The 13,854-nt window shown below is 69.6% G+C and carries 14 protein-coding genes; 8 read left to right on the forward strand and 6 right to left on the reverse strand.

Annotated elements, in window-relative coordinates:
- Positions 1–44: 44 nt before the first annotated feature.
- Together ybiB and cobA are read left to right on the forward strand one after the other, a co-directional pair.
- Positions 45–950, forward strand: a complete 906-nt coding sequence (gene ybiB, locus AC3WQM_RS26035; RefSeq protein ID WP_492682787.1) for a DNA-binding protein YbiB — start codon at positions 45–47, stop codon at positions 948–950.
- Complete coding sequence (gene cobA / locus AC3WQM_RS26040) at positions 947–1,753, forward strand: uroporphyrinogen-III C-methyltransferase (RefSeq protein WP_492682789.1); 807 nt, start codon at positions 947–949, stop codon at positions 1,751–1,753. Before ybiB ends, cobA begins: the two co-directional genes overlap by 4 nt.
- Here cobA and AC3WQM_RS26045 read toward each other — a convergent pair.
- From AC3WQM_RS26045 to AC3WQM_RS26065, 5 genes are all read right to left on the reverse strand, one after another.
- The gene (locus tag AC3WQM_RS26045; protein WP_492682791.1) at positions 1,750–2,082 is read right to left on the reverse strand and encodes a copper-binding protein; all 333 of its coding nucleotides are present in this window, start codon (positions 2,080–2,082) and stop codon (positions 1,750–1,752) included. The two genes, cobA and AC3WQM_RS26045, sit on opposite strands and share 4 nt — an antisense overlap.
- A complete protein-coding gene (locus AC3WQM_RS26050) occupies positions 2,079–5,246 on the reverse strand; it encodes an efflux RND transporter permease subunit (RefSeq protein WP_492682793.1) in 3,168 nt (1,055 codons plus the stop codon). The genes AC3WQM_RS26045 and AC3WQM_RS26050 overlap by 4 nt, the downstream gene beginning before the upstream one ends.
- The gene (locus AC3WQM_RS26055) at positions 5,243–6,736 is read right to left on the reverse strand and encodes an efflux RND transporter periplasmic adaptor subunit (RefSeq protein WP_492682795.1); all 1,494 of its coding nucleotides are present in this window, start codon (positions 6,734–6,736) and stop codon (positions 5,243–5,245) included. Before AC3WQM_RS26055 ends, AC3WQM_RS26050 begins: the two co-directional genes overlap by 4 nt.
- A complete protein-coding gene (locus AC3WQM_RS26060) occupies positions 6,733–7,965 on the reverse strand; it encodes a TolC family protein (protein ID WP_492682797.1) in 1,233 nt (410 codons plus the stop codon). The genes AC3WQM_RS26055 and AC3WQM_RS26060 overlap by 4 nt, the downstream gene beginning before the upstream one ends.
- Positions 7,966–8,041: 76 nt before the next feature.
- On the reverse strand, positions 8,042–8,428 hold the full coding sequence (locus AC3WQM_RS26065; RefSeq protein ID WP_492682799.1) for a hypothetical protein: 387 nt from the start codon (positions 8,426–8,428) through the stop codon (positions 8,042–8,044).
- 81 nt (positions 8,429–8,509) lie between these two features.
- Between AC3WQM_RS26065 and AC3WQM_RS26070 the strand changes: the two genes are divergently transcribed.
- The 6 genes from AC3WQM_RS26070 to AC3WQM_RS26095 all read left to right on the forward strand — a co-directional run bounded on the left by AC3WQM_RS26070 (position 8,510) and on the right by AC3WQM_RS26095 (position 13,033).
- A complete protein-coding gene (locus AC3WQM_RS26070; protein WP_492682801.1) occupies positions 8,510–9,634 on the forward strand; it encodes a sterol desaturase family protein in 1,125 nt (374 codons plus the stop codon).
- A 2-nt stretch (positions 9,635–9,636) separates the two neighbouring features.
- Positions 9,637–10,422, forward strand: a complete 786-nt coding sequence (locus AC3WQM_RS26075; protein WP_492682803.1) for a YaeF family permuted papain-like enzyme — start codon at positions 9,637–9,639, stop codon at positions 10,420–10,422.
- Complete coding sequence (locus AC3WQM_RS26080) at positions 10,419–11,645, forward strand: BaiN/RdsA family NAD(P)/FAD-dependent oxidoreductase (RefSeq protein WP_492682805.1); 1,227 nt, start codon at positions 10,419–10,421, stop codon at positions 11,643–11,645. Before AC3WQM_RS26075 ends, AC3WQM_RS26080 begins: the two co-directional genes overlap by 4 nt.
- A gap of 110 nt (positions 11,646–11,755) precedes the next feature.
- Positions 11,756–11,968, forward strand: coding sequence for a 30S ribosomal protein S21 (gene rpsU / locus AC3WQM_RS26085; protein ID WP_007833691.1), 213 nt, complete (start codon positions 11,756–11,758; stop codon positions 11,966–11,968).
- Positions 11,969–12,078: 110 nt separating this feature from the next.
- Positions 12,079–12,528 (forward strand): GatB/YqeY domain-containing protein, encoded by a 450-nt coding sequence (locus AC3WQM_RS26090; protein ID WP_489058778.1) that lies wholly within the window; start codon positions 12,079–12,081, stop codon positions 12,526–12,528.
- A gap of 13 nt (positions 12,529–12,541) precedes the next feature.
- Positions 12,542–13,033, forward strand: coding sequence for an NUDIX domain-containing protein (locus tag AC3WQM_RS26095; RefSeq protein WP_492682807.1), 492 nt, complete (start codon positions 12,542–12,544; stop codon positions 13,031–13,033).
- Positions 13,034–13,045: 12 nt separating this feature from the next.
- On the opposite strand, the gene AC3WQM_RS26100 is transcribed toward AC3WQM_RS26095, so the two are convergent.
- Positions 13,046–13,807: a sulfite exporter TauE/SafE family protein gene (locus AC3WQM_RS26100; protein WP_492682809.1), complete on the reverse strand. Its 762-nt coding sequence runs from the start codon at positions 13,805–13,807 to the stop codon at positions 13,046–13,048.
- Between the last annotated feature and the right edge of the window lie 47 nt (positions 13,808–13,854).

Here is a 13,854-nt window from a genome sequence, read left to right on the forward strand (position 1 = left end):
GACTCACATTCCGGCATAAGCGTTGCGGGACAATCCGCCTACCCATGGGAATCAGCCACTACATCAAGGAAATCGGCCGCGGCGCGCGGGGCGCCCGTCCGCTCACGCGCGAGCAGGCCTGCGACCTGTTCGGCCAGGTGCTGGACGGCTCGGTCACCGACCTGGAGATCGGCGGCTTCTGCCTGGCCATGCGCATCAAGGGCGAGACGCCCGAGGAGATGGCCGGTTTTCTCGACGCCACGCACGCGCGCCTGAACCCCGTGACGACCCGCGGCGGACCGCTGATCGTGCTGCCCAGCTACAACGGCGCGCGCAAGCTGCCGGTGCTCACGCCGCTGCTGGCACTGCTGCTGGCCCGCGAAGGCCTGGCGGTGCTGGTGCACGGCAGCGCAAGCGAAACCTCGCGCGTACTGGCATCGAACGTGCTTTCGGCCCTGGACATGCCCCCGATGACCACGGTCAGCCCGATCGCCGCCGGCCAGGTGGGCTTTGCCCCGACCGAGTTGCTGAACCCCGCGCTCAAGCGCCTGCTCGACGTGCGCCGCGTGGTCGGCCTGCGCAACCCCGGCCACAGCGTGGTCAAGCTGATGCGCCCGACCACCGGCCCCTGCGTGGTGGTGGCCAGCTACACGCACCCCGAATACGCACGCACGATGGGCGAGACCTTCGAGCTGACGGGCATGACCGCCCTGCTCTCGCGCGGCCTCGAAGGCGAGGTGGTCTCCGACCCGCGCCGCACCGCGCAGATCGACGGCTTCGTGCGCGGCGTGCGCAGCGAACTCCAGGCCCAGGCCGCCGGCACCGCCGCCGACGTGCCTGGGTTGCCGAAAGAAATCGACGTCGCCACCACGGCCGCCTACACGCAGCGCGTGCTGGCCGGCGAGCTTCCCGTGCCCGAAGCCATCGCGACGCAAGTCAGGCACATCACCGAACTGGCCTCCCACGCATGAACACCCCCTCCACCCTCATCACCGGCCGCTGCACGCTGGTGGGCGCCGGCCCCGGCGACCCCGAGCTGCTGACCGTCAAGGCCGTCAAGGCGATCCAGGCCGCCACGGTGCTGCTGGTCGACGACCTCGTGAACGATGCCGTGCTCCAGGCCTACGCCCGGCCCGGCGCGCGCATCGTGCACGTGGGCAAGCGCGGCGGCTGCAAGAGCACGCCGCAGGCGTTCATCGAGCGCCTCATGATCACGGCCGTGCGCGAAGGCGAGACCGTGGTGCGCCTCAAGGGCGGCGACCCGTTCATCTTCGGGCGCGGCGGCGAAGAGGTGGAACACCTGCGCGACGCCGGCATCGAATGCACCGTGGTCAACGGCATCACCGCCGGCCTGGCCGCCGTGACCTCGCTGGGCGTGCCGCTCACCCACCGCGACCATGCGCAGGGCGTGGTCTTCGTCACCGGCCACGCCAAGACCGGCGCCGGCGCGGCCGAAGACCCGACCGACTGGCGCGCACTGGCCGCCACGGCGCACAACGCGCGCCTCACGCTGGTGATCTACATGGGCGTCTCGGGCGCCGGCCACATCGAGCGCGAGCTGCTGCACGGCCTGCCGGGCGACACGCCGGTGGCCGTGGTGCAGCACGCGAGCCTGCCGCACCAGCGCCACCTCGTGACCACGCTGCAGGGCCTGCAGGCCCGCATCGCCGAGGCCGGGCTGGCCAGCCCGGCGGTGATCGTGGTGGGCGATGTGCTGCAGGGGCTGGCCGCAGCCGCGCTGCAGCCGGGCGAGGCCGGCCGGTTCGGCACCTAGCGCGCCGCTTCGAGGTACGTGACGGTCGGCTTGCCCTTCACCACCTCGACATGAAACCGGACCTTGTCGCCGGGCTTGACCTGTTCAAGCATCTGCTTCTCGGCCACATCGAAACCCATCGTCATCGGCGGCATCGCCAGGTTGGGGATGTCGCCGTGCTTCAACACGATCAGGCCGCGGGCCGGGTCGATCTTCTGGACCACCGCTTCGGTCAGCATGCCCGGCGCGGACGCCTTCGCGGGCGGAGGCTCGCTCTTCGGCGCCTGGGCCTGGGCGGTACCGGCCAGGCCGGCGATCAGTGCGAAGGCAAGGGGATGGAAAACGTTCATGAAGTGGCTCCTTGATGAGATGAGGGGTTGGAAACAGCAGACGACAAAGGGGCGCGGCGGCGCAACAGATACCAGGCCGCGGGCACGACCAGCATGCTCAGCAGCGGCGCGGTGACCATGCCGCCCACCATGGGCGCGGCAATGCGGGTCATCACCTCCGAGCCGGTGCCGCTGCCCCACAGGATGGGCAGCAGGCCGGCCATCACGACGGCCACGGTCATGGCCTTGGGCCGCACGCGCAGCACAGCGCCTTCGCGGATCGCGGTCAGGAGCGTCTCGTCGTTCATCGGCTCGCCGGCATCGAGGCGCCGCGCCAGCGCGTTCTTCAGATAGACCAGCATCACCACGCCGAACTCGGCCGCCACGCCGGCCAGCGCGATGAAGCCGACCGCCGTCGCCACCGAGATCGAATGGCCCAGCGCCCAGATGAGCCAGAAGCCGCCGACGAGCGAGAACGGCACGGCCGCCATCACGAGCGCCGCATCGGTGAACGAGCGGAACAGCAGGTACAGCAGCACGAAGATCACCGCCAGCGTGGCCGGCACGACCAGCTTCAGCCGCTCGGTCGCGCGCGCCAGGTACTCGAACTGGCCGGACCATGACACCGCATAGCCCGCGGGCATCTTCACGGCCCGGTCGACCGCCGCCTGCATGTCGCTGACGGCGGAGCGCAGGTCGCGCCCACGCACGTCGACGTAGACCCAGCCCGACAGCCGCGCGTTCTCGCTGCGCAGCATCGGCGGGCCGTCTTCGATCGCGATGCGCGCAACATCGCCGAGCAGCAGCTGCGCGCCCTTGTCGGTGACGAAGGGCAGCTGCCGCAGCCGCTCGAGCGAATCGCGGATCTCGCGCGGGTAGCGCACGTTGATCGGATAGCGCTCGCGACCCTGGATGATCTCGCCCACGTTCTCGCCGCCGATGGCCGTGGACACCACGGCCTGCACGTCCGCCACCGAGAGGCCGTAGCGCGCGGCGGCGAGGCGGTCGACATCGACGTCGATGTAGCGCCCGCCGGTGAGCCGCTCCGCCAGCGCCGACGACACGCCGGGCACGCCCTTCACCACCGCCTCGATCTGCGTGGTGAGCGCGTCGATGGTGGCCAGGTCCGCGCCCGCCACCTTGATGCCGACCGGGCTCTTGATGCCCGTGGCCAGCATGTCGATGCGGTTGCGGATGGGCGGCACCCACACGTTGGTCAGGCCCGGCACCTTGACGGCGCGGTCCAGTTCCTCGATCAGCCGGTCGGGCGTCATGCCGGCGCGCCACTCGCGCTTCGGCTTGAACTGGACCGTGGTCTCGAACATCTCGAGCGGCGCCGGGTCGGTCGCGGTGTCCGCGCGGCCGGCCTTGCCGAACACGCGCGCGACCTCGGGCACGGTCTTGATCAGGCGGTCGGTCTGCTGCAGCAGTTCGGCCGCCTTCGACACCGACAGCCCCGGCAGCGCCGACGGCATGTAGAGCAAGTCGCCTTCGTCCAGCGGCGGCATGAACTCGCCGCCCAGGCGCATCAGCGGCACCACGGTCAGCGCCAGCAGCACCGCGGCAACGGCCAGCGTCCCCTTGGGAAAGCGCAGCACCAGCTCCAGTGCGGGCCGGTACACGGCCATCAGGAAGCGGTTCACGGGATTGGCGCCTTCGTGCGGAATGCGCCCGCGCACAAGGTAGCCCATGAGCACGGGGATCAGCGTCACCGACAGGCCCGCCGCTGCCGCCATTGCGTAGGTCTTGGTGAAGGCCAACGGCGAGAACAGCCGCCCTTCCTGCGCCTCGAGCGAGAACACGGGCACGAAGGACAGCGTGATCACCAGCAGCGAGAAGAACAGCGCCGGCCCGACCTCCACCGACGCGTCGGCAACGAGCCGCCATCGCTCTGCCACCGTCGGCTGCCGGCCCTGCGCTGTCTCGAAGGCCTCGATGTGCTTGTGCACGTTCTCGACCATCACGATGGCGCCGTCCACCATCGCGCCGATGGCGATCGCGATGCCGCCCAGCGACATGATGTTGGCGTTGACGCCCTGCCAGTGCATGACGATGAAGGCCGCCAGCACGCCGATCGGCAAGGCCACCACGGCCACCAGCGCCGAGCGCAGGTGGAACAGGAAGACCGCGCAGACCAGCGCCACCACGATGAACTCCTCGATCAGCTTGCCGCGCAGGTTGTCGACGGCGCGGTCGATCAGCAGCGAGCGGTCGTAGGTGGGCACGATCTCGACGCCGGCCGGCAGGCCGGGCTTGAGCGTCTCGAGCTTCGCCTTGACGGCCTCGATGGTCGAGCGCGCGTTCTTGCCCGAGCGCATGACGATCACGCCGCCGGCCACCTCGCCTTCGCCGTCGAGTTCGGCGATGCCGCGGCGCATCTCGGGGCCAACCTGCACGGTCGCCACATCGCGCAGCAGCACCGGCGTGGCGCCCGTCACGGCCAGCGGGATGGTGCGGAAGTCGTCCAGCGAACGCAGGTAGCCGCGCGAACGCACCATGTACTCGGCCTCGGCGAGTTCGACGACCGAGCCGCCCGAGGCCTGGTTGGCTTTCTGCAGCGCCGCCACGACCACCGATTGCGTGATGCCCAGCGCGCGCATGCGGTCGGGGTCGAGCACCACCTGGTACTGGCGCACCATGCCGCCGATGCTGGCGACCTCGGCCACGTCGGGCACGGTCTTGAGTTCGAACTTGAGGAACCAGTCGTTCAGCGCGCGCAGCTGCCCGATGTCGCGCGTGCCCGTGCGGTCGACCAGCGCGTACTCGTAGACCCAGCCCACGCCCGTGGCATCGGGGCCCAGCGAGGCGTTGGCGCCGGCGGGCAACCGGCTCTGCACCTGGTTCAGGTACTCGACGACGCGCGAGCGCGCCCAGTAGGGGTCGGTCTTGTCGTCGAACAGCACGTAGACGAACGAATCGCCGAAGAACGAATAGCCGCGCACGGTCTTCGCGCCGGGCACGCTGAGCATGGTGGTGGTCAGCGGGTAGGTGACGAGGTCTTCGACCACCTGGGGCGCCTTGCCGGGGAAAGGCGTGCGGATGATGACCTGCGTGTCCGACAGGTCGGGCAGCGCATCGAGCGGCGTGCGCACCACCGACCACCACCCGACGGCCACCAGGAACAGGGTCGCGATCAGTACCAGGAAGCGGTTGCCGATCGACCAGCGGATGACGGCGGCGATCATCGCTTGGCGCCCTGTGGCATGCGCTGGACGGAGACCAGCTCGTAGCCCGTGGGGCCGCCTTCCTTGAACTCGAAGCGGACCAGGTCGCCGGGCTGGACGTCCGGGAACGCCTCGGGCGTCGCCTTCGCAAAGCCCATCGTCATCGGCGGCCACTTGAGCGTGGCGACAGGGCCGTGCGAGATCGTGAGGCCGTCGGGCGCCACGCTTTCGACCTTGCCTTCGGCCTGGTGCAGCACGGCGGCCGGCGGTGCGGTCGTGGCTGCCGACGATGCCATGCTGCCCAGCACCGACCGCAGCCGGGCCTCCGAGTCGATGAGGAACTGGCCGCTGGCCACCACCTGCTCGCCTTCATTCAGGCCCGAGACGATCTCGGTGTCGTCGCCGAGGTCCGCGCCAGTCGACACGTCGCGCGGCTCGAACGCGCCGTCGGCCTTGCGCACGATGACGACCGCGCGCTTGCCGGTGCGGATCACGGCTTCGGACGGCACGACCAGCCGGGTGCTGGCGGGCCCCGTCACCTGCAGGCGCAGCAGCATGCCTGGCGTGAGCTTCCCGTTCTTGTTGTCGACTTCGAAGCGGGCTTTCAGTGTGCGGGTGGTTGCGCTGACCTCGGGAAGGATCTCGTCGAGCGTGCCATCGAACGACTGGGCCGCATCGGCCTGGAGCACCGCCCTGACCTTCTGGCCGCGCGCGAGCCGCACGGCCTGCGCTTCCGGGATCTCGGCGACCGCCCAGACCTTCTCCAGGCCCGCGATGCGGAACAGCGTCATGCCGGGCGTGACCGCGACGCCTTCGCGCACGCCCAGCTCGGCCACCACGCCGTCGGACGGCGCGGTGAGCACGTAGCGCGCCTGCGCCGAGCCGGTTTCCTCGCTGCGGCGGATGAGCTCGGCGGGAATGGACAGCGCGCGCATGCGATCACGCGCAGCGGCGACGAGGTCGGCGGAAACACCCGATCGTTTGAGGGCCAGTAGCTCGTTCTGCGGGCCCAGCCATTCAGGCGCGAAGACCGTCGCCAACGCCTGCCCCTTGCGCACGCGCTCCATCGGCGCGCGGACCGACAGGTGCTCGACGTAGCCCGCCACACGCGTCTGCACGACGACGTTGAGCCGCTCGTCGAACTGCACGGCGCCGACCGCATCGAAGGACGCGGCGCTTTGCGCCCGCCGCACGCCGGCATACCGGATGCCGAGGTTCTGCTGGACCGTGGGGCTCACCTGCACGCCGCCCGCACTGCCCGTGCCGGTGGCGCTGTCGGCGTACATGGGCACCAGCTGCATGTCCATGAAGGGCGACTTGCCGGGCTTGTCGAAGCGCGGGCCCGGCACCATGGGGTCGTGCCAGTAGAGGACCTTGCGGCCGTCCGGGGTGGACGGCGTGGTCGCCGGCGCCTGCGTGGACGGGGCGGTCGTGCGCCCCAGGTAGAAGGCGCCTGCTGCGAGCAACAGGGCGGCCAGCAGCGCTGCGCCGATCGTGCGTGTGCGGTTCATGGGGCCCCCTCGGTGGTGAGCGGCCGGAAGGCCAGTTGGACCTGGGCTCTGGCCAGGTCGCGCTGCAGCGTCAGCAGCTTGCGCTGCGCTTCGACCTCGGCATGGCGCGCCTCGAACAGCGTGACGAGGCTGCCCTGGTTGGAGCGGTAGGCCGCCGTTGCAGCCGCCGTTCTCTGGCCGGCCGGAACGACCACGCCCGTGCGGTAGCGGTCGATGCGTTGCTGCAGGCGTTGCGCATCGCTGCGCAGCGCCTGGTACTCGGCGGTCGCGGCCCGGGTGGCTTCGGCCAGGTCGGCCTCGGCTTTCTCGACCAAGGCCAGCTTGGCGGCGGTGTCCCGGTCCTGCCGCTCACCGGGGGCGATGGGCAGAGGAATGCTCAGGCCCACCGACACCATGTCGGCGTAGCCGGTGCGCTGGCCATAGGCGACCTCCCAGGTCCAGTTCGGCTTGCGGTTGGACGCGGTGACGGCCGCCGTCTGCCTGGCCACATCGACATCGCGCTGCAGGGCCGCGACCGTGGGATGCGCGGCCACGTAGGCGGCTTCGGACGGTACGGCGATGGCGCCCGGAGGCCGCAGTTCGTCGGGCGGTACGCCGACCCAGCGCTGGAAGGCGACGCCGGCGGCCTCCTGCTGCTGCAGGAGGTCGGCCGTCTCGTCTTCCGCGATGCCTCTGGCGCCGGCCAGGGCCAGCACGTCCTGGCTGCTCCCCGCGGCCGACGACAGGCGTGCGCGCGAGGCCTCCAGTTCTTCGTGCGCGTGGTGCTCCATGCGCCGCGCGAGCGTCAGGCTCTCGCCGGCGTAGAAAGCGTCCACGTACGCGAGCGCGGCCTGCCGGCGGGTGTCGGCCACGGCGGCCTGCACCCGCACCGCCTCCAGCCCGACCGACGCCTCGGCGGCGGCCTGCCGCGCGGCGCGCTTGTCGGCGGACAGCCATTCCTGGCTGAGGCCGATGCGCTTCATCGTCATCGAGTCGCGCGTGGTGTGAAAACGGTCCGCGCCCGTCGCGGGCAGGTTGTCGACGCCGATGCGCAGCGTGGGGTCGGGAAGCTGCGGGGCCGCGGAGGCCGCCGCCGTGGCGCTGGCGACGCCGGCACGGGCGGCGCGGGTGGCTTCGGAGCGTTGCGTCGCCCGCTGAAGCGCGTCCTCCAGGGACAGGGGGGCCGCCGTCGCCAGGTACGGCAACAGCGCGGCGGCCCATGCGGCCGCGCGCGAAAAGGAAATGAACATGAAAACTCCGCAAACGAACGAGCGAATCGCTGGCAAGCGGACGCGCCGCACCAGCACCGGTCAGTCGACGGAGATGTCAGACGCGCAGTCGGCGCGTGGCGAGAAAAACGGGATCGGGCGGTGGATGCTGCCGCTCCGGCACGGCCTGCGGCGGAAGGACGTGGCCCTCCGACACCAGCACCAGGGGCATCACCACGAGCTGCACGATGGCCGGCAGCGAGGGCGTGGTCAGCTTCACCGGCTCGAAGGACAGCGACAGGTCGGCGGCATGCTGGAAGCACAGCACCGGCTGGGCCATGTCCATGCCTTCGCAGGGCTCGCCCGACGCCATCCTGTCGGCCATCGAACCCGGGCTGTCCGACGCGCCGGGGCAGACATAGCCTGCCAGCGCCAGCTGCGAGAACAGCAGCGACAGGACCACGAACAGCGCGGTCACGCAGCGACGAAGGGAGCGGCGGGCCATGAGGAGGCGCAGTGTAGCGCCGCCGCCCGGGCGCCGCCTAAAATCCCGCCCGGCCCAACGAACAAGAAGGAAGAGGCAGGGATGCTCGACAAACTCAACGAATTCACCGAAAGCCACGGCGAGCTGCGCCGCGGGCGCGGGCTGGTCACGGGCACCATTGCCTTCAGCCTCGCCGCCCTGTGCTTCCTGGGCGTGCTGGCCTTCCACTTCCCGCAGTACCTGACGACGCCCGAGCTGCGCAAGAGCTACAACGTCGACGTGATGCGCGTCATCCTGCTGACGGCGCTGGTCATTGCGGGCGGGCTCTCGCTGGTCAACATCATCTTCAACCGCTCGCGCTGGCTCTCGTCGGCCGCGTTCCTGCTGGTGGTGGTGTCGGCGCTGCTGGGCGGGCACAAGGTGCCGTTGCACGACTTCGCGGACCACACGCCGTACATCGGGCTCGATTGGTTCATCCTCGACCTGCTGGGTTCGTCGCTGATCTTCATCTTCATCGAGAAGCTCTTTGCACTGCGCAAAGATCAACCCGTGTTCCGCGAAGAGTGGCAGACCGACTTCCATCACTTCGTGGTGAACCACATGATCGTGGGCTTCGTGCTGCTGGCCACCAACCTCATGGTGCACAAGCTCTTCGGCTGGGCCGCCAACGACGGCATCCGCGGCTGGGTGAGCAACCTGCCGTTCTGGGCCGGCATCCTGCTGATCATCCTGGTGGCCGACCTCGTGCAGTACTGGACGCACCGCGCCTACCACGAGGTGCCGGTGCTGTGGCGCCTGCACGCGGTGCACCACAGCGTGAAGAGCATGGACTGGATGGCGGGCTCGCGCCAGCACATCCTCGAACTGCTGATCACGCGCACGCTGGTGCTCGCGCCCATCTACGTGCTGGGCTTCAGCAAGGACGTGATCGACGCCTACATCGTCGTGGTCGGCTTCCAGGCGGTGTTCAACCACTGCAACGTGAGCGTGCGGCTGGGCCCGCTGCGCTACCTGATCGTGACACCCAACTTCCACCATTGGCACCACAGCCAGGACATCGAGGCGCTCGACAAGAACTACGCGGCGCACTACGCCTTCCTCGACTACCTCTTCGGCACCGCGGTGAAGAGCACCAAGCTCTGGCCCGAGAAGTACGGCGTGCTGGGCGACTACGTGCCCAACGGCTTCTTCAAGCAGCTGAAGTTCCCGTTCGTGTGGAAGGGATGAGCATGGCCTCCCTTCTTCGCGCTGCGGGGCTCGCCGCGGCGCTGCCGCTCCTGCTCTCGGCCTGCGCCACGCGCATCGACCTGCCCTCCGAAACCTCCGGCCTGCGCCTGCGTGTGCAAAGCTCGGTGATCGCCCCCGGCAACGGCGGCGAGCTGATCGGCGCCGACGTGCTTGAGCCCGGCGACATCCTGCTGACCTCGATCGCCACCGTGAACTCCTTCGGCATCCGCCTGGGCACCTTCTCGCCCGTGAGCCATGCCGTGCTGTACCTGGGCGACGGGCAGATCGCCGAGGCGGTGGGCACCGGCGTGCGCGCCCGGCCGCTGGCCGAGGTGGTCGACGAAGAGCAGATGGTCGTGGCCTTTCGCGTGCCGGGCCTCGAACCGGCCCACATCGAGAAGATGCGCGACTGGGCGAATTCCAAGGTCGGCACCCGCTACAACACGGCCGGCGTGCTGCTGAACGCGCCCTTCGTGCTGAACCGCCGGCTGTGCGAGCTGCCGCTGATTCCTTCGGCCGTCAGCGCGTACTGCATCAGCGGCATGGCGATGGTGCAGCTCGGCGCCAGCCGCAACGACCAGTTCTTCTGCTCGCAGTTCGTGCTGGAGGCCTACCGCCAGGCCGGTGCGCCGATCACCGACGCAGACCCGCGCTGGGTGAGCCCGGCCGACCTGCTCCACATGCGCGAGGGCGACGTGCCCTCGATCGCCGCCACGCAGCCGCTGCGCTACGTGGGCCACCTCAAATACAACCCGCCGCCGGTGCTGGCGGCGGACGGACCCGCTTGAGCTCTCCTTCTTCTTCCCCCCCTTCTTCTTCCTTTGACGTCGTTGTCGTCGGTGCCGGCGCCGCCGGTCTCTTGTGTGCCGCGCTGGCGGGCCAGCGGGGGCTGCGCGTGCTGCTGGTCGACCACAGCGAGAAGGTCGGCGAAAAGATCCGCATCTCGGGCGGTGGCCGCGCCAACTTCACCAACCGCGACCTCGACGTGCGCGCCCCGCAGCGCCATTTCGTGGGCGACAACCCGAATTTCTGCCGCTCGGCGCTGTCGCGCTACGCGCCGCAGCAGTTCATCGACATGGTGCAGCGCCACGGCATCGCGTACCACGAGAAGCACAAGGGCCAGCTGTTCTGCGACGGCTCCTCGCAGCAGATCGTCGACATGCTGCTGGCCGAGTGCGCCGCCGGCAACGTCGAACGCTGGCAGCCGTGCAAGCTCGGCGACATTGCCTTTGTCGACGGACGCTACCAAATCAGTAGCACGCGCGGCCCGATCGACACGCCCAAGCTCGTGGTGGCGACCGGCGGCCTGTCGATTCCCCAAATTGGTGCAAGCGACTTCGGCTACCGGCTCGCCGAGCAGTTCGGCCTGCGGCTGGTCACGCCGCGTCCGGCGCTGGTGCCGCTGACCTTCGGCGGCGACGCCTGGGCGCCCTACGCCAGCCTGGCCGGGCTGGCGCTGCCGGTGCGCATCGAGACCGGCGGCAAGAAGGACAAGATGACCTTCCTGGAGGACCTGCTGTTCACGCATCGCGGCCTGTCGGGCCCGGCGGTGCTGCAGATTTCGAGCTACTGGAAGCCCGGCACCCCGCTGACGCTGGACTTTGCGCCCGGCATGGACGTGGCCGAGTCGCTGTCCGACGCCAAGCGACGCTCGAAGAAACGCATCGCCAACGAGCTGGCCGCGCTGGTGCCCTCGCGGCTGGCCGACGCCTGGGTCGGCGAAGACCCGGCCCTGCAACGCCCGGTCAACGAGGCCACCGACAAGGCGCTGGCGGCGCTGTCCGAGCGCATCGCCCGCTGGCAGATCACCCCCAGCGGCACCGAGGGCTACAAGAAGGCCGAGGTGACGGCGGGCGGCGTCGATACCCGCGATCTGTCGTCCCAGACCATGGAATCGAAGCAGCCGGGCCTGTATTTCATCGGCGAAGTGGTCGATGTGACGGGCTGGTTGGGCGGATACAACTTCCAATGGGCGTGGGCGAGCGCACACGCATGTGCAACCGCGCTATAATCGCGGGCTAACTTTTGGCCTTCCCTCAACGGCCACAAAATTTTTCAGTTGAGGAACCCCGGCTTGGGGCCTCGATCTCCCCCGGCCAAATCCATTTCAACGATTCATCAATGACCACCATCCGCGTTAAAGAAAACGAGCCCTTCGACGTCGCCCTGCGCCGCTTCAAGCGCACCATCGAAAAGCTCGGCCTGCTGACCGACCTGCGCGCCCGCGAGTTTTACGAGAAGCCGACGGCCGAGCGCAAGCGCAAGAAGGCAGCTGCGGTCAAGCGCCACTACAAGCGCGTGCGCAGCATGCAGCTCCCCAAGAAGCTGTACTAAGCAACGCCCAGGGCAGCTGGCCCGACGAAAGTCCTCGCCAGCGCCCCGTTGCACCAGCCGCGCCAGGGAAACCTGCCGCGGCTTTTGTTTTTTCCGAAAGGTTGCGAAGAATGACTCTCAAAGAACAAATCACCGAAGACATGAAGACGGCGATGCGCGCCAAGGATTCGGAGCGCCTGGCCACCATCCGCCTGCTGCTCGCGGCCATGAAGCAGAAGGAAGTCGACGAGCGCGTGGAGCTCGACGACGCCATGGTCATCGCCATCGTCGACAAGATGGTCAAGCAGCGCAAGGACTCGATCGCCGCGTTCACCACCGGCGGTCGCATCGACCTGGCCGACAAGGAAGCCGCCGAGATCAAGGTGCTCGAGGTGTACCAGCCCCAGCGCATGAGCGCCGACGAAGTCGCCACCGCGGTGAAGGCCATCGTGGCCGAACTCGGCGCGGCCGGCCCCGGCGACATGGGCAAGGTGATGGGCGTGGTCAAGACGCGCCTGGCCGGCAAGGCCGACATGGGCCAGGTCAGCGCCGCGGTCAAGGCCGCCCTCACGGGCGCCTGAGGCGGCCACCGCCATGAAGAACGGCAGCAGCAGCCCGCTCGGCGCCGCGCCCGTCGCCACGATCCCGAAGGCCTGCGCCTGCCTGGTCGATGCGCGGGGCCGGCTGCTGGTGTTCCGTCACCCCGAAGACGGCAACATGCAGCTGCCCAAGGGCACCATCGAGCCCGGCGAGTCGCCCGAGGCGGCCGTGCGGCGCGAGCTGCTCGAAGAGTCGGGCCTGGTGTTCGCCGGCCGGCTCGAATCGCTGGGCACGCTGGAGCGCGAGTGCGAAGCCGGCGTCGAAGGCAACACGCACCGCCATCCGCAGCGCTGGCACATCTTCCTGATGCGCGACCACCGCGCCCTGCCCGAAACCTTCGAGCACATGGCCACGGGCAGCCCCGAAGAAGAAGGCCTGGTGTTCTCGTTCCGCTGGCTCGACGCCGACGCGGCCATCGAGGACTTCGCCCTGCCCTACCGCCAGACCATCGAGCGCGTGCGCGCGGCCCTGCTGGCCGCCAGCTGATCGTTCACGGGATCAGGCGGACATGACGGCGCGCAGCGCCATGTACGCCCCCAGCAGCGCCAGCCCGATCAGGAAGCAGCGCCGGAACACGGCCACCGGCAGCCGCTGCCGCAGCCAGGTGCCCAGCACCATGCCGCCGACCGCCGGCACCAGCATCGCCAGCGACCCGCCCAGCACCGCCGCCGGGTAGCTCCCGTTGGCCGCCAGCCCCAGGGCCAGCACCACGGTCGAGGTGGTGAACGAGATGCCCATGGCCTGGATCAGCGCATCGCGCTGGAAACCCAGCGCCTGCAGGTACGGCACGGCCGGCACCGCGAACACGCCGGTCACGGACGTCACCAGCCCTGTTGCGGCGCCCACCACGGGACCCAGCCAGCGCGCCTGTGCGTCGCTCACGTGCAGCTGCCGCCCCGTCAGTCCCCACAGCGCATAGATCACCAGCGCCACGCCCAGCGCCAGCGAGGCCCAGGCCCCGGCCGGTACGCCCAGCCACCACGCCCCGGCGAGCGTGCCCAACACGACGCCGGCCTGCATCCGACCGATGCGGCGGAACACGGCGCCGAAGCTGGCGCGCGGCCCGGTCTGCCAGAGGTTGGTGACCAGCGACGGCACGATCAGCAGCGCCGCCGCCTGCGCGGGCGACATCCACAGCGCGAGCAGCGCCATCGCCACGGTCGGCAGCCCCAGGCCGATCACACCCTTGATCAGGCCGGCCAGCAGGAACACCGCGGCCGCCGCCGCCCACAGGCCCATCGCTTCATTGGAGATCGTCATCGCCGCGGAGTCTGCCGACCGACTCACCGGCTGGAAATGCGGCTTTC

This window comes from Variovorax sp. FW301-JW7, assembly GCF_058788795.1.